26 protein-coding genes are annotated in these 25,469 nt (G+C 59.8%); 15 read left to right on the top strand and 11 right to left on the bottom strand.

The genetic code is table 11. The features are described 5' to 3' along the window. Positions 1 to 107: 107 nt before the first annotated feature. A complete protein-coding gene (locus AU074_RS26695; protein ID WP_076017279.1) occupies positions 108 to 1,058 on the top strand; it encodes a LysR family transcriptional regulator in 951 nt (316 codons plus the stop codon). A gap of 144 nt (positions 1,059 to 1,202) precedes the next feature. Further along, positions 1,203 to 2,036: a nucleoside-binding protein gene (locus AU074_RS26690; RefSeq protein WP_076017278.1), complete on the top strand. Its 834-nt coding sequence runs from the start codon at positions 1,203 to 1,205 to the stop codon at positions 2,034 to 2,036. Here AU074_RS26690 and punC read toward each other — a convergent pair. Continuing rightward, positions 2,033 to 3,226 carry a purine nucleoside transporter PunC gene (punC, locus tag AU074_RS26685; RefSeq protein WP_076017277.1) on the bottom strand — a complete coding sequence of 398 codons (1,194 nt, stop codon included), beginning with the start codon at positions 3,224 to 3,226 and terminating at the stop codon, positions 2,033 to 2,035. The two genes, AU074_RS26690 and punC, sit on opposite strands and share 4 nt — an antisense overlap. A gap of 122 nt (positions 3,227 to 3,348) precedes the next feature. Here punC and punR point away from each other — a divergent pair, with 122 nt between their 5' ends. Next, positions 3,349 to 4,278 carry a DNA-binding transcriptional activator PunR gene (gene punR, locus AU074_RS26680; protein ID WP_076017276.1) on the top strand — a complete coding sequence of 310 codons (930 nt, stop codon included), beginning with the start codon at positions 3,349 to 3,351 and terminating at the stop codon, positions 4,276 to 4,278. 61 nt (positions 4,279 to 4,339) lie between these two features. On the opposite strand, the gene AU074_RS26675 is transcribed toward punR, so the two are convergent. Further along, on the bottom strand, positions 4,340 to 5,509 hold the full coding sequence (locus AU074_RS26675) for an aspartate aminotransferase family protein (protein WP_076017275.1): 1,170 nt from the start codon (positions 5,507 to 5,509) through the stop codon (positions 4,340 to 4,342). Between the two features lie 103 nt (positions 5,510 to 5,612). Here AU074_RS26675 and AU074_RS26670 point away from each other — a divergent pair, with 103 nt between their 5' ends. Continuing rightward, entirely contained in the window at positions 5,613 to 6,518 is a 906-nt protein-coding gene (locus AU074_RS26670; RefSeq protein WP_076017274.1) for a LysR family transcriptional regulator, read from the top strand. On the opposite strand, the gene AU074_RS26665 is transcribed toward AU074_RS26670, so the two are convergent. Together AU074_RS26665 and fabV are read right to left on the bottom strand one after the other, a co-directional pair. After that, complete coding sequence (locus tag AU074_RS26665) at positions 6,515 to 7,138, bottom strand: HAD family phosphatase (protein WP_076017273.1); 624 nt, start codon at positions 7,136 to 7,138, stop codon at positions 6,515 to 6,517. The genes AU074_RS26670 and AU074_RS26665 overlap by 4 nt on opposite strands. Before the next feature lie 100 nt (positions 7,139 to 7,238). Beyond that, positions 7,239 to 8,432, bottom strand: coding sequence for an enoyl-ACP reductase FabV (fabV, locus tag AU074_RS26660; protein WP_076017272.1), 1,194 nt, complete (start codon positions 8,430 to 8,432; stop codon positions 7,239 to 7,241). A 383-nt stretch (positions 8,433 to 8,815) separates the two neighbouring features. On the opposite strand from fabV, the gene AU074_RS26655 reads away from it, so the two are divergent. Next, positions 8,816 to 9,640 (top strand): aspartyl/asparaginyl beta-hydroxylase domain-containing protein, encoded by an 825-nt coding sequence (locus AU074_RS26655; protein WP_076017271.1) that lies wholly within the window; start codon positions 8,816 to 8,818, stop codon positions 9,638 to 9,640. A 147-nt stretch (positions 9,641 to 9,787) separates the two neighbouring features. Further along, positions 9,788 to 11,161 carry a nucleotide 5'-monophosphate nucleosidase PpnN gene (ppnN, locus tag AU074_RS26650; RefSeq protein WP_003218868.1) on the top strand — a complete coding sequence of 458 codons (1,374 nt, stop codon included), beginning with the start codon at positions 9,788 to 9,790 and terminating at the stop codon, positions 11,159 to 11,161. A gap of 1 nt (position 11,162) precedes the next feature. On the opposite strand, the gene AU074_RS26645 is transcribed toward ppnN, so the two are convergent. After that, entirely contained in the window at positions 11,163 to 11,555 is a 393-nt protein-coding gene (locus AU074_RS26645) for a RidA family protein (protein WP_076017270.1), read from the bottom strand. A 343-nt stretch (positions 11,556 to 11,898) separates the two neighbouring features. On the opposite strand from AU074_RS26645, the gene AU074_RS26640 reads away from it, so the two are divergent. Next, complete coding sequence (locus AU074_RS26640) at positions 11,899 to 12,273, top strand: hypothetical protein (RefSeq protein WP_076017269.1); 375 nt, start codon at positions 11,899 to 11,901, stop codon at positions 12,271 to 12,273. Between the two features lie 15 nt (positions 12,274 to 12,288). On the opposite strand, the gene AU074_RS26635 is transcribed toward AU074_RS26640, so the two are convergent. Both AU074_RS26635 and AU074_RS26630 read right to left on the bottom strand, forming a co-directional pair. Then, entirely contained in the window at positions 12,289 to 12,618 is a 330-nt protein-coding gene (locus AU074_RS26635) for a YXWGXW repeat-containing protein (RefSeq protein ID WP_063032202.1), read from the bottom strand. 156 nt (positions 12,619 to 12,774) lie between these two features. Next, entirely contained in the window at positions 12,775 to 13,674 is a 900-nt protein-coding gene (locus tag AU074_RS26630; protein WP_076017268.1) for a DMT family transporter, read from the bottom strand. 97 nt (positions 13,675 to 13,771) lie between these two features. Between AU074_RS26630 and AU074_RS26625 the strand changes: the two genes are divergently transcribed. Continuing rightward, positions 13,772 to 14,620 (top strand): LysR family transcriptional regulator, encoded by an 849-nt coding sequence (locus AU074_RS26625; protein WP_076017267.1) that lies wholly within the window; start codon positions 13,772 to 13,774, stop codon positions 14,618 to 14,620. Here the strand turns inward: AU074_RS26625 and AU074_RS26620 are convergent. Then, positions 14,617 to 15,513 (bottom strand): LysR family transcriptional regulator, encoded by an 897-nt coding sequence (locus AU074_RS26620; protein ID WP_076017266.1) that lies wholly within the window; start codon positions 15,511 to 15,513, stop codon positions 14,617 to 14,619. The two genes, AU074_RS26625 and AU074_RS26620, sit on opposite strands and share 4 nt — an antisense overlap. A gap of 97 nt (positions 15,514 to 15,610) precedes the next feature. Between AU074_RS26620 and AU074_RS26615 the strand changes: the two genes are divergently transcribed. Then, positions 15,611 to 16,264 (top strand): NADPH-dependent F420 reductase, encoded by a 654-nt coding sequence (locus AU074_RS26615; protein ID WP_076017265.1) that lies wholly within the window; start codon positions 15,611 to 15,613, stop codon positions 16,262 to 16,264. 87 nt (positions 16,265 to 16,351) lie between these two features. Here AU074_RS26615 and mqo read toward each other — a convergent pair whose 3' ends face one another. Beyond that, positions 16,352 to 17,998: a malate dehydrogenase (quinone) gene (gene mqo, locus AU074_RS26610; protein WP_076017264.1), complete on the bottom strand. Its 1,647-nt coding sequence runs from the start codon at positions 17,996 to 17,998 to the stop codon at positions 16,352 to 16,354. Between the two features lie 277 nt (positions 17,999 to 18,275). After that, on the bottom strand, positions 18,276 to 18,902 hold the full coding sequence (locus AU074_RS26605) for a TetR/AcrR family transcriptional regulator (protein WP_076017263.1): 627 nt from the start codon (positions 18,900 to 18,902) through the stop codon (positions 18,276 to 18,278). 109 nt (positions 18,903 to 19,011) lie between these two features. Between AU074_RS26605 and AU074_RS26600 the strand changes: the two genes are divergently transcribed. The 3 genes from AU074_RS26600 (at position 19,012) to AU074_RS26590 (ending at position 22,279) form a co-directional block, all read left to right on the top strand. Next, complete coding sequence (locus AU074_RS26600) at positions 19,012 to 20,088, top strand: sugar phosphate isomerase/epimerase (protein ID WP_076017262.1); 1,077 nt, start codon at positions 19,012 to 19,014, stop codon at positions 20,086 to 20,088. Beyond that, positions 20,085 to 20,975: an alpha/beta fold hydrolase gene (locus tag AU074_RS26595; RefSeq protein WP_076017261.1), complete on the top strand. Its 891-nt coding sequence runs from the start codon at positions 20,085 to 20,087 to the stop codon at positions 20,973 to 20,975. Before AU074_RS26600 ends, AU074_RS26595 begins: the two co-directional genes overlap by 4 nt. A 116-nt stretch (positions 20,976 to 21,091) precedes the next feature. Continuing rightward, positions 21,092 to 22,279, top strand: a complete 1,188-nt coding sequence (locus AU074_RS26590; protein ID WP_076017260.1) for an MFS transporter — start codon at positions 21,092 to 21,094, stop codon at positions 22,277 to 22,279. A 102-nt stretch (positions 22,280 to 22,381) separates the two neighbouring features. Here the strand turns inward: AU074_RS26590 and AU074_RS26585 are convergent, their stop codons facing one another. Further along, positions 22,382 to 22,624: a hypothetical protein gene (locus AU074_RS26585; protein WP_076017259.1), complete on the bottom strand. Its 243-nt coding sequence runs from the start codon at positions 22,622 to 22,624 to the stop codon at positions 22,382 to 22,384. Between the two features lie 226 nt (positions 22,625 to 22,850). Between AU074_RS26585 and AU074_RS34225 the strand changes: the two genes are divergently transcribed. The 3 genes from AU074_RS34225 to tal all read left to right on the top strand — a co-directional run bounded on the left by AU074_RS34225 (position 22,851) and on the right by tal (position 25,329). After that, the gene (locus AU074_RS34225) at positions 22,851 to 22,988 is read left to right on the top strand and encodes a hypothetical protein (protein ID WP_167410166.1); all 138 of its coding nucleotides are present in this window, start codon (positions 22,851 to 22,853) and stop codon (positions 22,986 to 22,988) included. A gap of 104 nt (positions 22,989 to 23,092) precedes the next feature. Continuing rightward, the gene (gene dusA, locus AU074_RS26580; protein ID WP_076017258.1) at positions 23,093 to 24,088 is read left to right on the top strand and encodes a tRNA dihydrouridine(20/20a) synthase DusA; all 996 of its coding nucleotides are present in this window, start codon (positions 23,093 to 23,095) and stop codon (positions 24,086 to 24,088) included. Between the two features lie 314 nt (positions 24,089 to 24,402). Next, positions 24,403 to 25,329 carry a transaldolase gene (gene tal, locus AU074_RS26575; protein WP_076017257.1) on the top strand — a complete coding sequence of 309 codons (927 nt, stop codon included), beginning with the start codon at positions 24,403 to 24,405 and terminating at the stop codon, positions 25,327 to 25,329. Positions 25,330 to 25,469: the final 140 nt, after the last annotated feature.

Genomic DNA, 25,469 nt, shown 5'->3' with positions numbered 1-25,469 from the left:
GAGTTGTATACAATCAATTTCACAAAGAGACCTTCAACTGCGTTACAAAAATCCATTCAGCCGCCCTGCCCCGTGGCTCGAAGTGCTGCGCACAAGGACTTGAAAAAATGCTCAACCGCAAGCTGCGCATCCACGCTCCGGCGATTTACTACTTCGACATGGTTCGCCGTTGCCACTCGATCCGCGAAGCCGCACGCCGCCTGAACGTGGCGTCTTCGGCGGTGAACCGGCAGATCCTCAAGCTGGAAGACGAAGTGGGCGCGGCGCTGTTCGAACGTTTGCCCGGCGGGCTGCGCCTGACGGCGGCCGGCGAGATCCTGACCCGTCACGTGAGTGTTCTGTTGCAGGATGTGGAGCGTGTGCGCGGCGAACTCGATGGCTTGAACGGCGTGCAGACCGGCCATGTGGAAATCGCCACGGTGGAAGGCGCCACCGTGGAACTGCTGCCCGCCGCCCTTAAGCGCATGCGTGAGCGTTATCCGAAAGTCACCATTGGCGTCACGGTGCAAGGTTCGCAGTCGATTCCCGGTGCGGTGATCAACGGCCAGGCTGACTTGGGGCTGGCTTTTGCGTTACCGCGCAGCAGCGAAACCATCCAGGTGTGTGTCGGCCATTTCCGCCTGGGTGCGCTGATGACACCGGGGCATCCATTGGCCGGCGAGGCGTGCGTGAGTTATGCACGTTGCTGTGAACATGGGGTGATCCAGGCCAAGAGCGAACTCTCGGTTCATCACCTGATCGCGCCGCTGCACAAGCGTTCGGCGGCGGCGAACAAGCCGCTGCTGCAAAGCAATTCGATGGAGCTGGCCCGGCAACTGGCGCGCCAGCAACTGGGCATCGCGTTCCAGACACGCATCGGCGTGGAGGCTGATTTGGCCCGCGGCGAACTGTTGCACATCCCACTCAGCGACCAGGGCGGGATCTTCAGCGACCTCGGCTTGTACGCCCGCAAAGACCGGGACTTGCCGATGGCGGTGCAAGCCATGGCCCATCTGCTCAGTGAAGAAATCAGCTTGCGCGAACATCAGGAAACATCCTCGGCGCCACGTATTTCCTGACTCTCAGGCCAGCTTCAGTGCTGCCGTTTCGGCATCGGCCCAGGCGAGATTCTGTTCTTTGGAACCCGCAAAGGATGTGCGGATACTGCGCCCGACGACCCTTGCGCGGTCGCCATGAGCCAAAACGCCAAAGGAATTAAAACAATGAAAAAGGCACTGCACGGCGCAACCGTATTACTCACACTGTTCGGCGGCGGGGAGGCTGTCGCGCTGGAATGGATGAACAACAGCGTAGGATTTCGCTACGGACAGCAGTTCACCAATCCGAACAACCCGGACGACTTCAGCAAGCGCATCTACAGCTTCACCCACGCCAGCGGCTACCAGTACGGCAGCAACTACCTGAACCTCGATGTGTTCCTGTCCGACAGCCGCGACCCACGCAAGGGCACCGACCACGGCGGCAGCGAAGTGTATGCCGTGTACCGGCACCAGCTGTACGCCTCACGGGTATTCGATGTGCCGCTGGGCACCGGGGTGATCAAGGATTACGCGCTGACCTTCGGCTTTGATGCCAACCGCAACAACAACCTGGCCTCGGCGAAAAAACGTGCGCTGGTGATTGGCCCGACCTTGAAGTTCAACACCGTCGGCGTGCTGGACCTGAGCCTGATGTACTACAAGGAAAGGAACCATTCCGGCATCCCCGGTGCGAAAGAACCCGACCACACCTTCGACGATACCTACATGCTCAACCTGACCTGGATGCGGCCTTTCGAGATCGGCAACCACGGGGCGAAGTTTCAGGGGTTTATCAATCACGTCGGGGAAAAAGGCGAGGACTTCCATGGCCGCGATACGGCGCCTGAAACCCTGATGCGCACCGCGCTAATGGTGGCGGTGCGCCCGGGAAAGAGCATCAAGCCGAACCTGTACCTGGGGGTGGGTTACGAGTATTGGCATAACAAGTTCGGCGTGGACGGCGGCCGGGGCAGCCGCACATCAACGCCGACGGTGAACATGGAAGTGACTTTCTAGCGGGCGCGCACCAGGTCGGCATCCGCATCGTCAACCTTCGGCCGTGCCATCCAGTAGCCCAACACGGCCAGTGGCGCGGTCGCCAGCATCACAATCGCGGTGATCAACAGCGGCTGGTCGATCATCGACGACACAATCAGGCTCCCAAGAAAGCACAGGCCCAACTGCAAGGTGTTCTGCAAGGCTGCCGCTTTGCCGGAATTTTCCGCAAACGGCATCAGCGCATTCGCCACCACGATCGGATAGCTGGCGCCATTGACCAGCGCCATCAGGCAGAACGGAATCAGCAAGGTGGCAAGCGTCGGTACGGTCAAGGTCGCGACCAGGTACAACGCGACCATGCTGATGCAGTACGCCAGCAGCAACCACGGCAACAAGGTCTTGCCCTGGAACCGCTGCAACGCGCTGCGGCAACTGTAGCCACCGATCAGGAACGACAGCGTTGGCAGCACGTAACTCAAGCCGATGTCGTTGGGGCTGTAGCCCATGCCGCCGAGGATGAACGGCGAGGCGGTGAGCCAGGCGAAGAAGCTGGCCGAGCATGCGGCGAAGATCATCACGTTGCCAGTGAACACCCGCGACTTGAGCAGTTGCCCATAGCCGAGCCGGGAGGGTTCGGCATCGGTTGTCAGGCGTTTCGGCAGCGGCCGGAGAAACAACGTGGGCAGCAGCAGGAGCAACGACACCACCAACAACACACCGAAGATCGCCTGCCAGCCCCAGTGATTCAACATCAGCGCCCCCAGCAGCGGCGCGAGGGCTGGTGATAGAGACATCAGCGGCATGATGCCGGCGAACACCCGATGCGCCTTGTCCGCCGGGTAGCGGTCGATCACCAGTGCCTGCCAACTGACAGCGGCGGAGCACACGCCAATCGCCTGGACAAAACGCAAGGCCAACAGCTGCGGCGCGGTCTCGACCCAGAACATGCCCAGGCAACCCAGAACAAACAGGGAAAGGCCGGTGAGCAGGACCGGCTTGCGCCCAAGCCGGTCGGACAACGGCCCCCACAACAACTGCCCGACGGCGAAGCCGGCGAGGAAAATACTCAGGCTTGCGCCCACGGCGCCGGGGGAAATTTGCAGTTGCTCGCCCATGGCGCCAAACGCCGGCAAGTACATATCCATGGCCAGATAGCCGAGCATGCTCAGCCCCGCCAGGTACCAGGTGAATCCAAAAGAATTTTTCATTGAAGCCTTGTATAAACTGCCATCAAACTATTTGCTGACTGGCGCCTATTATGAAGCTGAGCATTTCCCTGTGAAGCGATAATAATTGAACGCTCTTATCAATATTTTTGAAGGCAACTTTCATGTGGTCTGAATATTCCCTCGATGTGGTGGATGCGGTAGCCCGCCACGGCAGCTTCAGCGCCGCCGCCCAGGAACTGCACCGCGTGCCGTCGGCCATCAGCTATACCGTGCGGCAAATCGAAGAATGGCTGGCGGTACCGTTGTTTGTCCGACGTCATCGAGACGTAGAGCTGACGCCCGCCGGTAAATTGTTCGTCGACGAGGCCCGGGGCGTCATGAAAAAAATGCTCGGCACCCGTCGGCTATGCCAGCAAGTGGCGAATGGCTGGAGCGGTCAGTTGAAAGTCGCGGTGGACTCCATCGTCAAACAGCAGCGCTGCCGGCAACTGGTGCTGGATTTCTATCGCCAGTTCCCGGAGGTGGAATTGCTGATGGAATACGAGGTGTACAACGGCGTGTGGGATGCCCTGGCCGATGACCGTACCGACATCGTGATCGGCGCCACCAGCGCGGTACCGGTGGCCAGTCATTTCACGTTTCGCGACATGGGCCTGTTGAACTGGCTGTGCGTGGTCAGCAGTCGGCATCCGCTTGCGTCCGTAGAAGGCCTGCTCAGCGATGACCAGTTACGGCCCTTCGCCTCCCTGTGCATGACCGACACCTCGCGCAACCTGCCCAAGCGCGACACCTGGACCCTGGATAACCAGCGCCGGTTGGTGGTGCCGCATTGGGCTTCGGCGATTGATTGCCTGCGGGATGGCCTGTGCGTCGGCATGGCGCCGGCGCACCTGGTGCAGCCATGGATCGAGCGTGGCGAGCTGAGCGCCCTGCAACTGTCCCGGCCCTTCCCTGCCAGCCCGTCGTGTGTGGCGTGGGCGCAGAACAAACTGTCGCCGGCCATGGCGTGGTTGCTGGATTACCTGGGGGATACCGAGACCCTGAATCAGGAATGGCTGAACGGGGTGCAGGTGGGCTCCGGCTACCCCTGATCGTTCCCACGCTCTGCGTGGGAATGCAGCCAGTGACGCTCCGCGTCAGCCTCATCCATGTCTAGTCCAGCAACCGGGAAAGCGCACGCACGATCATTTCCACCTCCTTGCCATCGATAGTCAGCGGCGGCAGCAGGCGAATGATCTTGCCCCGCGTGACGTTGATCAGCAGGCCATGCTCTTGCGCCGCGCGCTGGGCCAGGTCGCGGTGAGGTGTTGCCAGTTCGATGCCGATCATCAGCCCTTGCCCGCGAATCGCCAGTACCTGGGGATGTTCACTCAACTCCACCCGCAGGCGCGCCAGCAGCCGCTCGCCCTGTTGCGCCGCGTTGTACAGCAGGCCTTGTTCTTCGATGATTTCCAGCACTGTACAACCCACGCGACAGGCCAGCGGGTTGCCGCCAAAGGTGCTGCCGTGGCTTCCGGGCGTGAACAGTTGCGCAACAGCAGCCCGGGCCAGGCACGCGCCAATCGGCACGCCGTTGCCCAGGCCTTTGGCCAAAGTCATCACGTCCGGCGCGATGCCTTCATGCTGGAAGGCAAACCAGCGACCGGTGCGGCCGATTCCGGTCTGGATCTCATCGAGCATCAGCAACCAGCCCTGCCGGGTACAGTGCTCGCGCAAGGCTTTCAGATAACCCTGCGGCGCGACTTGCACGCCGCTTTCACCCTGGATCGGCTCCAGCAGCACCGCGACAATGCGCGCACCAAACTTCTGGGTCACGGCTTCCAGCGCCTTCAAGTCACCAAAGCCGACCTTGATAAAATCCCCCGGCAACTGTTGAAACCCTAGCCGCACGGAAGGCCCGTCACTGGCGGACATGGTGCCCAGTGTGCGCCCGTGAAATGCATTTTCCATCACCACCACCAGCGGCTGTTCGATGCCCTTTTTCCAGCCATGCAGCCGGGCCAGCTTCAGTGCCGTCTCGTTGGCTTCGGCACCGGAGTTGTTGAAGAACGCCTGGTCCAGCCCGGAAAGCTGGGTCAGTCGTTGGGCCAGCCGCTGCTGCCAGTCGATGCTGTAGAGGTTGGAGGTGTGCAGCAGCAAGCCCGCCTGTTCACTGATGGCCGTCACCAGGCGCGGGTGGGAGTGACCGACGTTGGTCACCGCCACACCCGCCACGGCGTCCAGGTATTCGCGACCCTGCTGGTCCCACAGGCGCGTGCCAAGGCCACGGGTAAAGCTCAGGGGCGACGGTTGATAAGTGGTCATCAGGCAGGCGGCGGTCATGGCATCAGGCTCCAGTGCATCGTAGTGATGGCGCCAGTATCGTTAGCCATCTGAGCTGGATAAACTGCATAAATCTGCAATCACTTTAAACCAGGACTTGATAATGGATCTGTTCCAGGCGATGACGGTGTACGTGAAAGTGGTGGAAGCCGGCAGCATGACGGCCGCCGCGCAGTCATGCGGCATGTCCACCACCATGGTCGGCAATCACCTGCGTGCCCTGGAGCAACGACTTGGGGTCAGCCTGCTAAAACGCACCACACGCAAGCAAAGCCTGACCGAGTTTGGCGGCCTGTATTATCAGCGTTGCCTGGAAGTGCTGGGGTTGGTGGCAGACTCTGAGCAAATGGCCGAACAAGCCAACAGCGACGTGCCCAAGGGCCTGCTGCGGATCACCGCACCACCGGCTTTTGGCACCGAACGCCTGGCACCGGCGCTCAGCGAATTTTCCCGGCGCTACCCACAGATCAAGCTGTACGTGGTGCTGAGCAACCAGCGGATGGACATGGTCGACAGCGGCTTTGACGTGGCCATCCGCTTGGGCGACCTGGACGCTCCAAGCCTGATTGCGCGCCCCATGCAGGATTACACCATCACCCTCTGCGCCTCTGCGGAGTACCTGGCGCGACGTGGCACACCTCAACGCCCCGATGATCTGCAGCAACATGACTGCCTGGCGTTCGCTTACCCGGCGACCGACGATTGGCGCAACGCCGACAAGTTGTGGCGAATGCGCGGCGCAGAGGGCGACGTGGAAATCCCCGTTTCCGGCTCGTTGACCATTAACAGTTCGCAGGCCTTGCGCCAGGCTGCACTGGAAGGCATGGGCATCGTGATGCTGCCTGACGCCTTGGTCGAGCCAGACTTGCGGGCCGGGAAACTGGTGGCATTACTGACGGACTACCAACTGCCCAGCCGACCAATGCACTTGCTGTACGCCCAAGACCGTTATCGCCTACCCAAGCTGCGGGCATTTGTGGATTTCGTCATGGAGAAGTGGGCGCGCTAGAGGTCCACCCCGAGTTCGCGCAAGCGTTCGCGGGTCTGCCCGGCAGATACGTGGTGAATCCCTTGCCAGCCAAGCGCAATGGCCGCGTCGATATTGCCGACTACATCGTCAATAAACACCACCTCCCCCGGCTGGATATCCGGCAGATGGGCGCGCACCTGCGCCAGGCTGGCGTGGTAGATCGCGGGATCGGGCTTGATCAACTTGATTTCGCCAGACACCACGATGTCGCGAAAATATCGCAGGAACGGGTAGTTGGCTCGGGCATAGGGAAAGGTTTCGGCGGACCAGTTGGTCAGGCCGAACAGCGGCATCTTTGCCTCATGCAAGGCTTCGAGGATCGCCACGCCCTCAGGCAATGAACCACGCAGCATCTCGTGCCAGCGGTCGTAGTACGCCTGGATCAGTGGTTCATGCTGCGGATGTTCGGCAATCAGCGTGCGGGTCGCCTCGGCCAGGGTGCGCCCGGCGTCCTGCTCGGTGTTCCAGGCCTGGGTGCAGACGGTGTCCAGGAATTGCTGGCGTTCATGGTCGTCGGCAATCAGCTGGCGGTAGAGATGGTGCGGGTTCCAGTCGAACAGGACACCGCCGAAATCAAAAACGACTGCACGAATCGTCATGAAGATCCTCCGTTAGCGTGGGTGTGATAACGGCCTCAGTCTGGCATGACGCGCACAAAAAAGCGGCCCCTGGAGGCCGCTTTTTCATTACCCGAAGCGCTTAAGCCTGAACCAGGCCCTTGATCTTCACGGTCGGATTGACGTCAGCGTCGTAGTCCACGCCGTCGATCTCGAAACCGAACAGGCGCAGGAATTCTGCCTTGTAGCCGGCAAAATCGCTGATCTCGTTGACGTTGTCGTCAGAGACCTGATTCCACAGGGCCGCTACCGCGTCTTGAACCTTCGGCTCAAGTTCCTTCAGGTCGGCACGCAGGCGGCCGTCGGCGTCGAGCTTGGGCTCTTTGCCATACAGGCTGTCCTTGAACAGGCCATAGACCTGTTCGATGCAACCTTCGTGGGTGCCCTGCTCTTTCATCACTTTAAACAGCAGCGACAGGTACAGCGGCATGATCGGGATCGCCGAGCTGGCCTGGGTCACCACGGCCTTGAGCACCGACACACGGGCGTCGCCCTTCAGTGCAGCCAGGTTGTCGCGCAGGGTCAGGACTTTCTTGTCGAGGTCCTTCTTGGCTTCGCCGATGGAGCCGTTCCAGTAGATATCCTGGGTCAGTTTCTCGCCGAGGTAGGTGAACGCGGTGGTCTTGGCGCCTTCGGCCAACACGTCGGCGTCACGCAGGGCGTCGATCCACAGCTGCCAGTCTTCGCCGCCCATGACTTTCACGGTGCCGTCGATTTCTTCCTGGGTAGCCGGCTCAAGGGTGGTGTCGACCACGATGCCCTTGTCGGTGTTGATACCGCGCAGGGTCACGGCCTTGCCGATCGGTTTCAGAGTGGAGGTGTGCACCACGCCTTGCGGGTCGGTACGGCGTGGCGCGGCCAGGCTGTAGACCACCAGGTCGATCTTGCCCAGGTCTTTCTTGATGGTTTCGATGGTCAGGCGCTTGATCTCGTCGGAGAACGCATCGCCGTTGATGCTCTTGGCATACAGGCCTTTTTCCAGCGCAAACTTCTCGAAGGCGGCGCTGTTGTACCAGCCGGCAGAGCTGAGCTTGCCTTCTTCGCCTTCTTTCTCAAAAAACACGCCCAGGGTGTCGGCGCCGCAGCCGAAGGCAGCGCTGATGCGCGCGGCCAGGCCGTAGCCGGTGGAAGCCCCGAGGACCAGCACCTTTTTCGGGCCGCCTGCGATGGCACCGTGTTCGGTCACGTAGTCGATCTGCTCTTTGACGTTCGCTTCACAGCCAACCGGGTGAGCGGTCACACAGATAAAGCCACGAACCCGCGGTTTGATGATCATAAAATTTCTGCCTCTTCCAAGGTGCCGAAGGCCAATGGTGGCCATTACAGCGTCAATCGTACCGGTCTATGACGTCCGGAAAACCGAAGCGTCACGATAGTCGCAAATCTTCTGTTCACAAAATGCTATCCGCCAAGCGTTTGATCCGGCGCACAACTGCGGTGGTTTGCGGGGGCAGTGGTAAAAAACTGTGCTCGACCTTCACAATTTCGCAATATTTAAACCGCCCGGCGGCTAAATAACCCCTTATGATGGCGATATTATTTCGACATGTTTCAAATCCGGCACCCGCCATAGGGATTTACGTTCATCTGCCTGGCCTTGCCAGCCCAGGATCGGGCGATTTTGAAGCAATCGAAAACCGCCCGATGGAGCCCAGTTTCATGAGTAAGAGTGTCATCCGCAAACGCCTGGCGTCCGCCGCCTGGGTCCTTGGCGTATTGCTGTTCATTTATTGCTTCCCGCGTACCACCCTCGTGTTTCTGCTGTTGGTGGTGTTCTGCGGGCTGTATGACTTCCTGCGCAATGGCTTGTACGACGGCCCGACCATCAAGAAGTACTTCGTCGGCAACGGCCGCAATACCTGGCTGCTGGCACCGTTCAACACGCTGTTTGATTTGTTGAGCCTGCGCAATCGCCACGTTTACAAGATGAACGACCTGCCGCCAGCCTGGCGCGAAGACCTGCAAAAGGTGATCGACGACGCCATGGCCAACAAAGACGAAATCATCCAGTACCTGGATGAGCGCATGGCCGAGAAAAAACGCGGCATGCTGTTTTTCCAATGGTACGGTCGCCCGATCGAGACCACCCTGGATATCCCGCAACTGCGGGAAAAACTGCCCTACGTGAAAACCATCGGCGTGTCGGTGTTCAACGAAAACCGTTCCACTTCGTTTCACTTCGGCCCGCTGCGCATGATGTTCCGCGTGCTCTACAACATGGCACCGGCGCCCCATCACGACGGCGTGTACATTCAGGTCGGCAAGCACAAGCACTACTGGCACGATGACCCGCTGTTTATCTTCGACGACACGCTGATGCACGCTTCCTTCAACAAGAACGACGCCAAGCGCTACTGCCTGTTCATCGATATCGTGCGGCCAACCCTGATGCCGTCCTTGCTAAACGGCCTGATCGCGGCTTTTGCCGGAGCCGTCTTTACCTTGCGGCGGTTTTTCTACAAAAACTGGAAGCTGATTCAGTAACTTCTGCGGCATGATGGTGCGCGACGGTGTTTGCGCCTGGCTCCAGTGCCGGGGAAAATGCCAGTCCAATGCGACCGAAAACGGCGCGCACTATCCTCAAGCCACGGGCCTTCCATGGTCCGGTGGCCGTGCTTTCAGGGAATCAGAATGCCCCAAAGACAAGTCATCAATGCCTCCGTAAGCCCTAAAGGCAGCCTCGAAACGCTGTCGCAACGTGAAGTCCAGCAACTGAGCGAAGCCGGTACCGGCAGCATCTACACCCTCTTCCGTCAATGCGCCCTGGCCATCCTCAACACTGGCGCGCACATCGACAACGCCAAGACCATCCTCGACGCCTATAAAGACTTCGAAGTCCGTATCCACCAGCAGGACCGTGGCGTGCGCCTGGAACTGTTGAACGCTCCCGCTGACGCTTTCGTCGATGGCGAAATGATCGCCAGCACCCGGGAAATGCTGTTCAGCGCCCTGCGCGACATCGTCTACACCGAAAACGAACTGGACAGCCAGCGCATCGACCTGAGCAGCTCCCAGGGCATCACCGACTACGTGTTCCACCTGTTGCGCAACGCTCGCACCCTGCGCCCGGGCGTCGAGCCGAAGATCGTGGTGTGCTGGGGCGGGCACTCGATCAATACCGAAGAATACAAATACACCAAAAAGGTCGGCCACGAACTCGGCCTGCGCAGCCTCGACGTGTGCACCGGCTGCGGCCCCGGCGTGATGAAAGGCCCGATGAAGGGCGCGACCATTTCCCACGCCAAGCAACGCATTACCGGCGGGCGCTACCTGGGCCTGACCGAGCCTGGGATCATCGCCGCCGAGGCGCCGAACCCGATCGTGAATGAGCTGGTGATTTTGCCGGACATCGAAAAGCGCCTGGAAGCCTTCGTGCGCGTCGGCCACGGCATCATCATCTTCCCGGGCGGCGCCGGCACCGCCGAAGAGTTCCTGTACCTGCTTGGCATCCTGATGCACCCGGACAACCGCGACGTGCCGTTCCCGGTGATCCTCACCGGGCCGAAACACGCCGCGCCGTACCTGCAACAGTTGCACGCGTTCGTCGGCGCAACCTTGGGTGAAGCAGCGCAGGCCCACTACCAGATCATCATCGACGACCCGGCTGAAGTGGCGCGGCAGATGACTGTCGGTTTAAAAGCGGTCAAACAGTTCCGCCGCGAGCGCAACGACGCGTTCCACTTCAACTGGCTGCTGAAGATCGACGAAGGCTTCCAGCGCCCGTTCGACCCGACCCACGCCAACATGGCCAGCCTGCAACTGAGCCACGCCCTGCCGCCCCATGAACTGGCGGCCAACCTGCGCCGGGCGTTCTCCGGGATCGTGGCGGGCAACGTCAAGGACAAGGGCATCCGCTTGATCGAGCAGAACGGGCCGTATGAGATTCATGGCGACCCGGCGATCATGAAGCCGCTGGACGAGTTGCTGAAGGCGTTTGTGGAGCAGCACCGGATGAAACTGCCCGGCGGCGCGGCGTATGTACCGTGCTACCGCGTGGTGCAGTGAGTCAGCGCTGAACCGCTACGCACTTGATCTCCAGCAGCAAGCCCGGATTGGCCAGTTCTGATACGCCAATGACCGTCCAGGCGCACAACCCTCGCGGGAACAGGCGGTTTTTCACTTCACGGAAAACCGCCATGTGTTCGCTAAGGTTCACGTGGTAGGTGGTCATGTCGACCACGTCTTCGAAGGTACACCCACCCTCCTCCAATACCAGCCGCAGGCTCTCCCAGGCTGCGATGAACTGCGCCTCGGGGTCGGTGATGACTTCCAGGTTTTCCGTGCGGCCGACCTGGCCTGCGCAGTACAACGTCTTGCCGACTTTTACCGCAGGAACGTAGCCGGCGCGCTCGACGATGGGGTGCATGGAGGTGGGGATGATGAGGTGGCGGTCGGTCATATGTTGTATCTCTTTGAGCAGCAGTATTCGATGCCGGGAAGAAAGCGGTTGGGCTATCTTTTTACCGCCTGGCGCTACTCAGCGCATCCAAAAGTTTGCCCAAGGAACCTGGTCAATGAACAACAAACCTGAGCCTCAACCCACAACAGTCAGCGTTCAAGCGCTGATAAGGTCTGATTCGTTGCCTCGACAAACCGATTAGCATTGAACAGATGACACAAGCCTGCGCCAAGCAGGCATCAAAATCCTCCTGGCTGGCTGGAACTCTCTTTCACGGTTCGCGTAACCTTTGGCCTATCCACGTCATATGCATGACGACTGACCCAAATCTGGAAGAACTAAAGTGCGCAAACTCACACTACTTTTCCTGACGCTGATCCCCACTCTCGCCCTCGCCGAATCCATCACCTGGCCCGACCTGCCCGTCACCTGCTTCGTCAGCGGTCGTTCCGCTACCAGCCAGGATGTGGACACCGGTTGTGCCGCGTTTCTGATCAATGTGAAGGGCAAGCCGGCAGGCACGCCGATCAAGCTGGATATCCCGCAATACGCGATGCATGTTGACGAAGGCACAGGGAAGGAAACACCGGTGATCCTCATCCAGGCGGAAGAGAACGGTGATGTAAAAGCCGTAGGTTACAAGGAGCTCGGCACCGGCCAGTTAGGCGCGGCGCTGCTCAGGGAAGTTCGGCTTCTGGGTACGAAGAAGCCGATTTAAGCCAATGGAAAACGGTCAGCGAACCCAACCGCCGCCTTGCCAGTGATAGCCGTCATTGCGCTGTACCCAGTGCGGATGCACATAGCGATAACCCGGGCGCTCCGGCTCCCAGTGACCATGCACCGCCACATACCGCCCGCCTTCCCAACGCCAGTAGCCACGCGACCACAGGTAGCCAGGTCGCCCTTCCGGCTCCACCTCGATGACCTGCACCGGCGGCGGTTGCGGCGCGACGACTTCTACATATTCACGCTGCACCGGTCGTCGATCATGCACGACCCGCTCCTCTACACACCCGGAAGCCGCGACGACCAGAGCCGCCAATGCCGCATAACGTAACAACATACAGAATCCTCGGGCGTCACCGCCCAGCGTTTACATCAGTAAAAATGCCCCCTTGTTCCAGCCGCGCTCCTGCTTGGCTATAAGACTTTTTAACAGGTGCCAACTGTCAGATTGCTGAACCCACGGGCGGACGGCAGGTAAAGAAAAACTGACCTTTCAGGATGTACACGCTGCGGCCGGTTGTTTCAAACGCACCAAAATCAGCCCCGCCACCACCACGGCGATTCCTATATACGTCGATGCATAAATCACATCGCCAAACATCAGTGCAGCCCACACCAGCGTCACCGGTGGTTCCAGGTACACCAATGCCGCCACATGGGTGGCTGTCATGACCCGCAGCAACATCCACAAACTCAGGTAAGCCACGAAGGTTGAAAACACCGTCAGCCAAATGATGGAAACCAACACATTGGGAGCCCGTGGAATGCTCAGCGTATCGGTGTACAGCACTGCCGCCGCAAATCCGATCAAGGTCAGCAATGACTGAATAAACAGCGCCAGGCTGAGGTCACCGGACTGAGTCTGGGCCGACCGGCGTTCGTACAGCGTGGCCACGGTCAGACCGAGCGCCGACACCAGGGGCAGTAAATACATGACCAACTCGACTTCGACCCGGCTGTTGCGGTATTGACCCGCGATCACAATCGACACGCCGGTAAAACCGATCATCAACCCCAGCCATTGCCAGCCACCACTGCGCTCGGCCACGCTGCCCGATGACAGCGCCGCCGTCATCAATGGCTGCAATGCCGCGATGATCGCCGCAATTCCCGGCGGCAAGCCGTTCTGGATCGCCACGTAGACACAGGTCAAATACAGAAACTGCGAGAGGAAACCGACCACCGCGTGGTGGCGGATCTGCGCCCAGGAAACCTTCAGCAGTCGCACGTTCAAAAACAGCGCCAGGCACAAAGACACCAGTAAAAAACGCCAGAACAGCACATTGAAAATACCGTCACTCTGGGTCGCCAATTTCGCGCCGATAAAGCCCGAACTCCAAGACAGGACGAACACCATCTGTAACAGCAGCAGCCCTATGGTTGATCGTTTCATTGAGCCTCCGGTTCGCTTGATTGACCAAAAGGCTAAGTGCCGCGCATGATTCTGTATATTTGAATAAGCCGCACCACTAATCCTGAAAAGTGGAATCATGAGCAAACAACTGAACATCGATCTATTGCGTACCTTCCACGCCGTTGCCCGTTTTCAGCGATTTAACGAAGCGGCCAATCACGTGCACCGCAGTGCTTCGACGGTGACCACGCAAATCAAAAAGCTCGAAGATCAGGTCGGCCAACGCCTGTTCAGCCGCAGCAACCAAGGGGTTGAGCTGACCATGTACGGCAAGAAACTTCTGGGTGAAACCACCGAGTTTCTCAAGAGCCACGACCGCTTGCTGGCCTCGCTCACGCCGCAACGCATGCAGGGCAAAATCCGCCTGGGCCTACCTGATTCATATGCCCCGGACTTCATGCAGGACTTTCTGCCCCGCCTGGTCGTCGACAACCCACTGTTGGAGCTGGAGGTAGAAGCGCGCTCCAGTGGCGAACTGCTGACGTTGTTCAGCAGCAAGCAGCTGGACCTGGCCCTGATTGTCAGCGCCCAGCCCTTGGAACAAGGCGAGCGCCTGGGGGAAATCCAGCCGCTATGGGTCGCCGCCGAACACTTCAGCTATCCACCGCAGGCGCCGCTGCCGATTGCCGTGCAACTGTCAGGTTGCCCCTATCGCGCCGCAGCGATTCGGGCCCTGAAGGAGCACGGCACTTACTATCGGGTGCTGCTGGAAAGCGCGAGTTCGCCGGCCGTTGAAGCCTGCATCCGCAGCGGGATGGCGGTGGGTTTGGTGGAAGAGAGCCGGATGGGCAAGGGATTGACGCGAGTGATCGCCGGGGCAGAATTGCCGCCGTTGCCGGTGCATCATCTGTATTTGCTCTGCGATAGCAGCAACCTGTTAGCGCTGCATGTGTATGAACAAGTCAAATCCGGCTACAGCGTTTAGGGCGGGCCGAAACGCAGCAGCACCGCGTCGATAAATCGCCGCAGCTTGGCGGTGCGCTGGCGGTTCGCGGTGTAGAGCAGATGCATCTGCCGGCTCGGCGCCTCGAAGTCCGGCAGCAGGCGTACCAGTTCGCCGCTGTTCAAGGCCGAACGTAAAAAATCCTCAGGCCCGAGCACAATCCCAAAACCATCCCGCGCGGCAGACATCAGGGCCCGGCTTTCATTCACGTGCAGGCGGCTGGCGACCTGCGCCTTGTGCAACACGGAGCCTTGGTAGAACGACCATTCGCGATCAGCCGGGCGTGACCAGTAGGCGTATCCCAGGCACTCGTGGTGTTCAAGGTCTGCGGGCGTGAGTGGCGTGCCTCGCTCGGCCAGGTACTTCGGCGACGCGCAGACCACCAGGCGATAGGGCTGCAGCGGCCTTGCGGTGAGGCTGCTGTTCGCCAGCGGGCCGATGCGAAACGCCACTTCGTAGCCCTCCTCCACCAGGTCGACAAAGCGGTCGGTCAGGTGCAGGTCGATTTCGACCTCGGGGTTGTCCCGTAAAAACTCGGTCACCAGCGGCATCAGGCTGTAGGAGCCAAAGGTCACGGGGGCGCTGATTTTGAGTTTGCCCCGCGGCGTGTCATTCATGATCTGCGCGAGGGAATCCGCTGCCTCTGCCTCCGTCAGGATGTGTTTGCAACGCTCGTAGTACGCGCTCCCCAACTCCGTCAGGCTTTGTCGGCGCGTGGTGCGGTTGAGCAAGCGTGCGCCCAGTCGCTGCTCCAGCGCCGCTACATGCTTGGCCACCATCTGTGCTGACATACCCAGGCGCTCGGCCGCGCGGGCGTAGGAGCCCAACTCGGCAGCCATCACAAAGGCACTCATGCTTGATAGGCGGTCCATCATTCACTACTCCCAGTAACAACACCCAGACCAGAACGGCCATTTATCCTCATTCAGTAGCCAATCATCATAACGGCTCTCTCAACAAAGGAGCACTGACATGAAAATTGGCATCATCGGAGCAGGCTTTATCGGGCGCGCTGTTGCGCAATTGGCGTTGGCCGCCGGCCATGAAGTGATGTTGAGCAACTCCCGTGGCCCGCAGTCCATGAGCAGCGTGCTGAGTGGCATTCGTGGGGTTCAAGTGGGCACCGCGCAAGAGGCGGCGCAATTTGGCGAATTAGTGCTGCTGGCCATTCCGTTCGAGCATTACCGCAGCGTGCCGGCGCAGTGGCTGGAAGGCAAAACCGTGATGGATGCCAACAACTACTACCCGAATCGCGACGGCCATATTCCCGTGCTCGACCGTTTCGAAACCACCACCAGCCGGTTGGTGGCCGAGCATCTGTCGCAGTCGAATGTAGTGAAAGTGTTCAATGCCATCCTGGCGCCGGACCTGACCCAGGACGCCCGCACCCGCGGTGCGCCGGACCGGCGTGCGCTCCCGGTCGCAGCGGATGACCCGGCAGCCAAGGCGCAAGTCATCGCCCTGTTGGACGAGATCGGCTTCGACGCAGTAGATGCCGGTGGGCTGGATGAGAGCTGGCGGTTTGAACGCGCCAAGCCGGCGTACTGCATACCTCTGGATAAAGAGGGACTGAAGGCGGCGTTGGCGGCTGCAGAGCGCCAGGTCGAGTTGCCCGCGCACTGGTAACACCTGCAAAAAACCCGCTGACCGTTACCGGTTCAGCGGGCTTTTTTTTACATCGGGTTGATCCTGAATCAGGACCTCTCCAACGTCTTACAGCGCGATGTCAGAAGCTGGCTTGCTCGGCTCAGCCGCAGGCTTGGCAGCCTCGGTGGCTTTAGGAGCAGTCAACTGCGGAATCGCTGGCGGAGGGGTCAGTTGCAGAATGTTGGCGGTGTAGGCCCATTCTTTTGCAACGGCTTCCGGGCTGTCGTTCAGCTTGGTGCCGTAGCTAGGCACGATCTGGTGCAGCTTTTCCTGCCACGCCGGGGAAGCAACCTGTTCCTTGAACACTTTCTGCAGCACGGTCAGCATGATCGGAGCCGCGGTGGACGCGCCTGGCGATGCACCCAACAGTCCTGCAATGGTGTTGTCAGCCGAGCTGACCACTTCGGTACCGAGTTTCAGGACGCCGCCCTGCTCTTCGTCACGCTTGATGATCTGCACACGCTGACCGGCTTGCCACAGGCGCCAGTCTTCTTTCTTGGCGTTCGGGAAGTACTCTTGCAGCGCCTTGAAGCGGTCGTCATCCGACAGCATCAGTTGGCCGGCGAGGTACTCGACCAGTGGGTATTCGCGGATACCCACTTTGGTCATTGGCCAGATGTTGTGGGTGGTGGTGCTGGTCAGCAGGTCCAGGTACGAGCCTTCTTTCAGGAACTTGGTCGAGAAGGTCGCGAATGGGCCAAACAGAATCACGCGCTTGCCATCCAGCACGCGGGTGTCCAGGTGCGGAACCGACATCGGCGGTGCGCCAACGGAAGCTTTACCGTAGGCCTTGGCCAGGTGCTGCTCGGCAATCGTTGCGTTATCGGTCACCAGGAACGAACCGCCAACTGGGAAGCCCGCGTATTCCTTGGCTTCAGGAATGCCCGACTTCTGCAGCAGGTGCAGTGCACCGCCGCCCGCGCCGATGAACACGAACTTGGCGTCGGTTTCAGTCTTGGTGCCGTCTTTCAGGTTCTTGTAGCTGACACGCCAGGTGCCATCGGCGTTCTTGGTGATGTCCTGCACTTCGCTCGACAGTTTCAGGTCGAACTTCGGCGTGGTTTGCAGGTGAGCGACGAACTGGCGGGTGATCTCGCCGAAGTTCACGTCCGTACCGATCGGGGTCCAGGTGGCCGCGATTTTCTGGTTCGGGTCACGCCCTTCCATCATCAGCGGGACCCACTTCTTGATCTGAACCGGGTCTTCGGAGTACTGCATGCCGGCGAACAGCGGGCTCGCTTGCAGCGCTTCGTAACGCTTCTTCAGGAACTTGATGTTGTCATCGCCCCACACGAAGCTCATGTGCGGAGTGGAGTTGATGAACGAACGCGGGTTCTTCAGGACGCCCTGCTGAACCTGCCAGGACCAGAACTGACGGGAGATCTGGAACGCTTCGTTGATCTCGACCGCTTTCGGGATTTCAACGTTGCCGTTCTTGTCTTCCGGGGTGTAGTTCAGCTCAGCCAAAGCCGAGTGACCGGTACCGGCGTTGTTCCAGCCGTTGGAGCTTTCTTCGGCCACGCCATCAAGGCGCTCGACCATCTCCATCGACCAATCCGGTTGCAGCTCATTGAGCCACACACCCAGGGTCGCACTCATGATGCCGCCGCCGATCAGCAGCACATCGACTTTCTTTGCCTCTTCCGCGTGAACGGAGGTGATCCCCATCGACAAAGCCAGCCCCAGCAGGGCAGTGTTTACTTTTTTAAACATCAGTAGCACCTATGATAAAACGCCATCCGCCCCACCGCCCCTGATCATGGGCAACCCTCAATCACGCTGCGCCAGGCAACGCACCGCGGGGTTTGCACATTCATTCGGGGACCGCAGGGTGGGCACACAAGGCCGACGTATCGACCTCACTTTTATGTCCCTTCTGCGCTGACTTCTTATCATTATTGGCTTCAGCTACCTGGGCGACAGCCAACCGCCGGGACGTATACGGATGTACGTACCCGATAGAGACTAGACCAAGATGGCGCGCAGAATATCACGCTCGGACGAGATCGGGCGTCTGTTCTAGACTCGGTGGTTCTACGGGCAGCAGGCTTAACGCCAGGTCGACCGACTGACGCAGGCGGTCGGCAGGCACACCATCCCGTGCCTGAATCGAAATACCGTGCAGGAAGGTCGCGTAAAAATCGCCCATGGCCTGCACATCTGCGTCCTCGCCAAGCTCCTGGCAGGCCTTGGCTTGCTGCAGCCTGGCGATGATTGAATCGGTGCGTTGCCTGCGGTGTTCACGCAACCATTGCTGAATATCGTCGCCGTCCGGGCTGGTACTGCTTGCGGCACTGACGACCAGACAACCACTGGGCCGACCGGGCTGCGTATAGGTGGTGATGGCATCGTCCAACATGCGCCTGATCGCCTCTCTCACACCCGTTATCTGCAGCGCGCGGTCAGCAAAACCACCTTCATCTTGTTCATACAAGGCCACGGCTTCGCGGAACAACGCTTCTTTACTGCCAAAAGCAGCATAGATCCTCGCCGAAGCAATCCCCAGGGCAGCTACCAACGCAGACATGCTCGTGCCCTCGTAACCTTGCTCCCAGAATAGCCACATGGCGCGCTCCAGAGCGGCTTCCCTATCAAATTCGCGCGGACGTCCGGCCATTAATCAGTTACCTGTCGGTGTAATTTCGTCACTTTAACGCATATCGGGTTGACGTTAACAAACCTGCGCCCCTATTCTTTGTCGACCGACAAACAATAGGAACATTTCGATGCGTACTCTTAAAGGCCCCAGCTTGCATCTGGCGCAATTCAGCCATGACGAACCGCCGTTCAACAGCCTGGACAGCATCGCTGGGTGGGCCAAAGCGAAGGGATTCAAAGCGCTGCAGATTCCCGCATGGGATACCCGCTTCTTCAACGTCGAACTGGCAGCCCGCAGCCAAAGCTACTGCGATGAGATCAATGACAAGCTCGCTGGTTACGGTTTGCAGATCAGCGAACTGACCAGCCACATCTTCGGCCAGTTGGTCGCCGTGCATCCTGCCTACGACGCGATGTGGGACGCGTCCATCCCTGCGCCTTTGCGGGGTAACCCCAAGGCACGCACGGAGTGGGCCATCGAACGCATGCAGATGAGCATCATCGCCTCCCAACGGCTGGGGCTCGCAGACCTGGGCACGTTTTCCGGCTCCCTCGCCTGGCCCTATTTGTTCCCCTTCCCCCAACGCCCGGAAGGGCTCATCGACGCCGCATTCGACGAGTTGGCACGACGCTGGCGACCACTTTTGGATTTGGCTGAAGAAAACGGCGTCAACCTTTGCTACGAGATCCACCCCAGTGAGGACCTGCACGACGGCACCAGCTTCGAGCGTTTCTATGAGCGCGTAGGCCAGCATTCGCGCTGCAAAATCCTGTTCGACCCTAGCCACTTTGTGCTGCAGCAGTTGGATTACCTGAGCTATCTGGACATTTACCAATCTTTCATCCGCATGTTTCACGTCAAGGATGCCGAGTTCAACGCCACTGGCCGCCAAGGCATCTACGGCGGCTACAGCCCATGGGCCGAGCGTGCTGGACGCTTCCGCTCGCTGGGGGATGGGCAGGTGGATTTCAAAGGCATCTTCTCCAAGCTTGCCCAATACGATTACCCAGGCTGGGCGACGCTGGAATGGGAGTGCTGCCTGAAAAACCAGGAGGACGGCGCTCGGGAAGGCGTTGATTTCATCAACCGCCACATCATCGGCGTCACCGACCGCATCTTCGATGACTTCGCCGGAGCACCGGTAAACCCGCAGCAAATCCAGGCCATGCTCGGCCTGACTCAACCGCTTGAGGCACGCCAATGAACGCAGCGAAGGCTACATCCCTGAGTACCGCCGACGGGTTCACTCATCATTACGTGCGGGTTGATGGCAGGAAGCTCCACTGCGTGATGGCAGGCAGCGGCGCCCCCGTGTTGCTGATACCGGGCTGGCCACAAACCTGGTACGCCTTTCGACATGTCATGCAAGCCTTGGCTGATAAGGGCTTCAAGGCTATCGCCGTGGACCCGCCAGGGCTGGGCAATTCAGATCAGCCTGAAAAGGGCTACGACACCGGCAATATTGCCGATGTGCTGCACAGGGCCTTGCTGGCGCTTGATATCACGCGTTACCACGTCGTGGGACACGACGTCGGGATGTGGGTGGGTTATGCGCTGGCGAGTGACCAGCCACAGGCCGTGCGTACACTCACCCTAACCGAAGCCGTCATACCTGGCCTTGCCCCACCGCCCCCGATATTCGTCGCGCCGCAACAGAACATCTTTCTCTGGCACTTTCTATTCAATCAAGTCCAGGACCTGCCCGAAGCGCTGATTACCGGACGTGAAGAAACCTATCTCAATTTCATGTTTGATCGCTGGGCCTTTCACCGCGATGCCGTCGCCTCCGACGTCTACATCCGCGCCTATTCATCCCCAGGTGGGCTGCGCGCAGGGTTTGATTATTACCGCGCGATTCCCGAAACCATCCGACAAAACCAATGCCGAGCAACTCGCCTTTTGGAAATGCCGGTGTTAGCCATCGGTGCCGAACACGCCACCAACGACGCACCGCTGGTGACGCTGGAGGGGCGCGCATCTGACCTGCGCGGGGCGATCATTGCTGACTGCGGGCATTTCGTGATGGAAGAAGCGCCGCAAGTGTTTTGCGGGCATTTGCTGGACTTCCTGGAGGAGCACACATCGGAATGAAGGCTTTCGCCAAAGAGATGGAACGCTCGCGCAAAAGGCTGTTCTAGACACCCTAGCCGCTGCTTGCGTAGCATCGGCGGCTCTCCACCGTGTCATCCATCCAAACAGAGCGATCTATGTCCATCCACCAAACCCCCGGGCACCTGCTGCCCGCGCGCAGCGCCGCCAAAATGGAAGCTGCCATGGCCGTGGGCGCGTTCGCTATCGGCACCGGCGAATTCGCCATCATGGGCCTGATGCCCGACATCGCCCACAACCTCAATCTCAGCGAACCGCAGGTCGGCCACGCCATCAGCGCCTATGCGCTGGGCGTGATGGTCGGCGCCCCGCTGCTGGCCATCCTCGGCGCCGCGTTGCTGCGTAAACACATGCTTCTGTTGCTGATGGGCCTTTATGCCCTAGGCAACCTGGCCACGGCGTTTACCCCAACCTTCGGCTCGCTGGTGGCTTTCCGCTTTATCAGCGGCCTGCCCCACGGCGCCTACTTCGGCATCGCCGCGGTGGTCGCCTCCAGCATGGTGCCCAACGACAAACGTGCCGGCGCTGTCGCGCGGGTGATGATGGGCCTGACCCTGGCCATGCTGCTCGGCAACCCCATCGCCACCTTCCTCGGTCAACATTTTGGCTGGCGCTCGGCGTTTGCACTGGTCAGCGCCATCGCCCTGTGCACCATCGCGCTGGTCTGGCAATTCGTACCGGATCGCCACGACGAACCCCGCAGCGACCCACGCAAAGAACTGCGCGCTTTCACCAAACCACAGGTGTGGATGGCGTTGTCGATTGGCGCTATCGGGTTTGCCGGGATGTTCTGCGTGTTCAGCTACCTGGCGCCGACCATGCTCGAAGTGACCAAAGTGTCGCCGCAGTGGATCCCCTTCGGTCTGGCCGCGTTTGGCGCAGGCGGCATCATCGGCAACATCGCCGGCGGCAAGCTGTTTGATCGCCTGCAATTTCGCGCAGTGGGCTGGATCATGGTGTGGTCGATGGCCGTGCTGATCTTCTTCACCTTCGCCGCCAGTTCGCTGTGGAGCGTACTGCTGGGTATTGGCCTGGTCGGCACCATGATCGCCATGGCCGCGCCGCTGCAAATCCGCTTGATGGACATTGCGCATGAGGCACCGAGCCTGGCGGCGGCGTCCAACCACGCGGCGTTCAACCTGGCGAATGCGCTGGGGCCGTGGCTGGGTGGGATGGCGATTACGGCGGGATACGGGTGGACCAGCACGGGTTACATCGGCGCTGCCACGGCACTGGTTGGCTTGGGCATCTACCTGATCGCCCGCCGCATGAAAGGCGGCCACTGACGCCACACCTCCAACGCCCGCCCACAATCCAATGTGGGAGCGGGCTTGCTCGCGAAAGCGGTGGGTCAGTCACCGAGTAAATGACTGCCCCCCCCCGCTCAGTCAGTCATCATGCAACAACCCCGAACCATACTCCCCGTAACTACTCCCCAGCGCATTGCCGCCAAAATTCATCTTGGCGGCTTTGCTGGGGCTATGGTCCCCAAAGGCTTGGCATCCCCCTGAAAAACACGGGTCGCTACTCAGGTCGCTACTCATGCCCGATGAACCCGACGAACAAGCGGCTAACAGCAAAGTGCCAGCGACCATCACGACCTTGAAGATATTGGAGATATTGGAGATCATTTTTCAGTTCCCTGTGGGCTTATGGGCTGAGCGTAGGCCTCAATACCGGTGGGAATTATGAAACTTTGCCGTGGGACAGGATCGGTTCAGGTTGATGTCGTTTTGGCGACGAATTATCCCGGCACATATTCTGATTGGCGATATCAACCGTTAGCCCCTACATATTAAAGCCAACCAGGCATCAATTCAGATGATCCTGCGGCCTACATAGAGGGAAGCTCAAGTAATGGCTAAAGACGAAAAAACCAGTGAAAGCGTCGCTTCAAAAGCAGCCAAGCTGCTGGCGGATCCAACCACTCCGCCGGATGTGAAATCGGTGGCGGCTTCAGCGTTGACTCAAGCCCCGGACAAAAAGAAGAAATAAGCTGAACCGTGCCAGGGTGGCTGAAGCTCTGGCACTGACCACCACGGGACCAGGACCATTCCTGTTAAACTGTCCGCCCTTCGCCTTATCCATCTCAGATCCTAATGTCCTCACCTATAGCACCAACGCCATCGCTTTCCCGTCGCTTCTCTGTTGCTCCGATGATGGATTGGACGGACAGACACTGCCGCTTCTTCCTGCGCCTCCTCTCCCAAAACGCCCTCCTTTACACCGAGATGGTCACCACCGGCGCAATCCTCCACGGCGACCACGAACGCTTCCTGCGCCACAACGAGGCCGAGCACCCACTCGCCCTGCAGTTGGGCGGTAGCGTCCCCGCCGACCTGGCCGCCTGCTCCAGCATGGCCCAGGACGCCGGTTACGACGAGGTGAACCTCAATGTCGGCTGCCCCAGCGACCGGGTGCAAAACAATATGATTGGCGCCTGCCTCATGGCTCACCCTGCCTTGGTGGCGGATTGCGTGAAGGCGATGCAGGACGCGGTCTCGATCCCGGTGACGGTAAAGCACCGCATCGGCATCAACGGCCGGGACAGTTATGCCGAGCTGTGCGATTTCGTCGGCCAGGTGAAGGACGCGGGTTGCACCAGTTTCACCGTGCATGCGCGGATCGCCATTCTGGAAGGGCTGTCACCGAAGGAGAATCGGGACATTCCTCCGTTGCGCTATGACGTGGCGGCGCAGTTGAAGCAGGATTTCCCTGAACTGGAGATCATCCTCAACGGCGGAATCAAGACCCTCGAACAGTGCCAGGAACATCTACAGACCTTCGACGGTGTGATGCTGGGTCGCGAGGCTTATCACAATCCGTATTTGTTGGCCGAGGTGGATCAGCAGCTGTTTGGCAGTACTGCACCTGTGATCACCCGCGCCGAGGCGCTCGCGCAGTTGCGTCCTTATATAGCCGAACACTTGGCGACCGGTGGCTCGATGCACCACATCACCCGCCACGTACTGGGGCTGGGGACGGGTTTCCCGGGGGCGCGGAAGTTTCGGCAGTTGTTGTCGGTGGATATTCATAAGGCCAGTGATCCGCTGGCGTTGCTGGATAAGGCCGGGGAGTTGCTGGAGGGGCGGTGATTTGGGTGTCAGTGGGTTTATTGGGTGGCTGACACGACGCCTTCGCGAGCAAGCCCGCTCCACATTTGGATGGGGGGATGTCAGGAAGATGGGGGTGGCTGCAGAGGCAAGGCTGCTCCCGACGTTTGATCGGGTGGTCATCGGGCAGTTGGGTTGAACCTGCTGGCTGTTTTGGCCTCCTATTGAGCATTGGCCGGTGATTCAAACGGCTGTTTTCAGGTTGTTGCCCTCGCAAACGATCGAATGCATTTGCGCCCTTGAGCGGCTGTCGGCGCTCGGGTAATGTCATCAGACCCACAGGACAGAGCACGCCCATGACTTCCAAGCTGGAACAACTCAAGCAATTCACCACTGTAGTAGCCGATACCGGCGATTTTTCTACCCTCGCCAAGCTCAAGCCACAAGATGCCACGACCAACCCTTCCCTGCTGCTCAAGGCCGCGTCGATCCCAGGCTACGCCAAGCTGTTGGACGAGTGCGTTGCTGACTGCAACGGCGACGTAGGCCTGGCGAGCGACCGTTTCGCAGTAGCCGTCGGCCAGGAAATCCTGAAAGTGGTGCCCGGCCGTATTTCCACAGAGGTGGATGCCCGCCTGTCGTTCGACACTGACGCCGTACTCAAGCGCGCGCATCGTCTGATCGACCTGTACGACAAGGCCGGCGTTGGCCGCGACCGCGTGCTGATCAAGATCGCTTCCACCTGGGAAGGCATCCGCGCCGCCGAGCAGCTGGAAAAGGAAGGCATCCAGACCAACCTGACGCTGCTGTTCTCCTTCGCACAGGCCGTGGCTTGCGCTGAAGCCGGCGTGTTCCTGATTTCGCCATTCGTAGGCCGTATCTACGACTGGTACAAGAAAGCCAACGGCAACGACTACACCGGCTCCGAGGATCCGGGCGTGCAGTCGGTGACGCGCATCTACAACTACTACAAGGCCAATGGCTACAAGACCGTGGTAATGGGTGCGAGCTTCCGTAACCTGAGCCAGATCGAAGAGCTGGCCGGTTGCGACCGCCTGACCATCAGCCCGGACTTGCTGGAAAAACTGGCTGCCGACAATGGCAAGCTGGAGCGCAAGTTGGCGCCAGGCCATGCCGGTGAGGCGCGTGTGCACCTGACCGAGGCGCAGTTCCGTTGGGAATCCAACGAAGACGCGATGGCTACCGAGAAGCTGGCCGAGGGCATTCGTCAGTTCGCCCGCGACCAGGAAAAGCTCGAAGCGCTGTTGGCCGCCAAGCTGTAAAAGCGGCGGCGACAAAAAGGGCGGCACCTGTGAGGGTGCCGCCCTTTTTTGTATTAGCCGATTTCGAGCCGAACTCAGTTAAAAATGTGGGAGGGGGCTTGCTCCCGAATACAGGGCGTCAGTCGCTATATTCACTACTG

The sequence above is a fragment of the Pseudomonas sp. ATCC PTA-122608 genome (assembly GCF_001952855.1).
Classification (GTDB): domain Bacteria; phylum Pseudomonadota; class Gammaproteobacteria; order Pseudomonadales; family Pseudomonadaceae; genus Aquipseudomonas.
The sequence above is the reverse complement of the archived record's forward strand: the minus strand, read 5'-3'. Positions and strand labels throughout refer to the sequence as shown.

Coding starts and splice junctions, on each gene's coding strand:
- AU074_RS26695 (WP_076017279.1), top strand. CDS start 108: ATGCTCAACCGCAAGCTGCGCATCCACGCTCCGGCGATTTACTACTTC.
- AU074_RS26690 (WP_076017278.1), top strand. CDS start 1,203: ATGAAAAAGGCACTGCACGGCGCAACCGTATTACTCACACTGTTCGGC.
- punC (WP_076017277.1), bottom strand. CDS start 3,226: ATGAAAAATTCTTTTGGATTCACCTGGTACCTGGCGGGGCTGAGCATG.
- punR (WP_076017276.1), top strand. CDS start 3,349: ATGTGGTCTGAATATTCCCTCGATGTGGTGGATGCGGTAGCCCGCCAC.
- AU074_RS26675 (WP_076017275.1), bottom strand. CDS start 5,509: ATGACCGCCGCCTGCCTGATGACCACTTATCAACCGTCGCCCCTGAGC.
- AU074_RS26670 (WP_076017274.1), top strand. CDS start 5,613: ATGGATCTGTTCCAGGCGATGACGGTGTACGTGAAAGTGGTGGAAGCC.
- AU074_RS26665 (WP_076017273.1), bottom strand. CDS start 7,138: ATGACGATTCGTGCAGTCGTTTTTGATTTCGGCGGTGTCCTGTTCGAC.
- fabV (WP_076017272.1), bottom strand. CDS start 8,432: ATGATCATCAAACCGCGGGTTCGTGGCTTTATCTGTGTGACCGCTCAC.
- AU074_RS26655 (WP_076017271.1), top strand. CDS start 8,816: ATGAGTAAGAGTGTCATCCGCAAACGCCTGGCGTCCGCCGCCTGGGTC.
- ppnN (WP_003218868.1), top strand. CDS start 9,788: ATGCCCCAAAGACAAGTCATCAATGCCTCCGTAAGCCCTAAAGGCAGC.
- AU074_RS26645 (WP_076017270.1), bottom strand. CDS start 11,555: ATGACCGACCGCCACCTCATCATCCCCACCTCCATGCACCCCATCGTC.
- AU074_RS26635 (WP_063032202.1), bottom strand. CDS start 12,618: ATGTTGTTACGTTATGCGGCATTGGCGGCTCTGGTCGTCGCGGCTTCC.
- AU074_RS26630 (WP_076017268.1), bottom strand. CDS start 13,674: ATGAAACGATCAACCATAGGGCTGCTGCTGTTACAGATGGTGTTCGTC.
- AU074_RS26625 (WP_076017267.1), top strand. CDS start 13,772: ATGAGCAAACAACTGAACATCGATCTATTGCGTACCTTCCACGCCGTT.
- AU074_RS26620 (WP_076017266.1), bottom strand. CDS start 15,513: ATGATGGACCGCCTATCAAGCATGAGTGCCTTTGTGATGGCTGCCGAG.
- AU074_RS26615 (WP_076017265.1), top strand. CDS start 15,611: ATGAAAATTGGCATCATCGGAGCAGGCTTTATCGGGCGCGCTGTTGCG.
- mqo (WP_076017264.1), bottom strand. CDS start 17,998: ATGTTTAAAAAAGTAAACACTGCCCTGCTGGGGCTGGCTTTGTCGATG.
- AU074_RS26605 (WP_076017263.1), bottom strand. CDS start 18,902: ATGGCCGGACGTCCGCGCGAATTTGATAGGGAAGCCGCTCTGGAGCGC.
- AU074_RS26600 (WP_076017262.1), top strand. CDS start 19,012: ATGCGTACTCTTAAAGGCCCCAGCTTGCATCTGGCGCAATTCAGCCAT.
- AU074_RS26595 (WP_076017261.1), top strand. CDS start 20,085: ATGAACGCAGCGAAGGCTACATCCCTGAGTACCGCCGACGGGTTCACT.
- AU074_RS26590 (WP_076017260.1), top strand. CDS start 21,092: ATGTCCATCCACCAAACCCCCGGGCACCTGCTGCCCGCGCGCAGCGCC.
- AU074_RS26585 (WP_076017259.1), bottom strand. CDS start 22,624: ATGATCTCCAATATCTCCAATATCTTCAAGGTCGTGATGGTCGCTGGC.
- AU074_RS34225 (WP_167410166.1), top strand. CDS start 22,851: ATGGCTAAAGACGAAAAAACCAGTGAAAGCGTCGCTTCAAAAGCAGCC.
- dusA (WP_076017258.1), top strand. CDS start 23,093: ATGTCCTCACCTATAGCACCAACGCCATCGCTTTCCCGTCGCTTCTCT.
- tal (WP_076017257.1), top strand. CDS start 24,403: ATGACTTCCAAGCTGGAACAACTCAAGCAATTCACCACTGTAGTAGCC.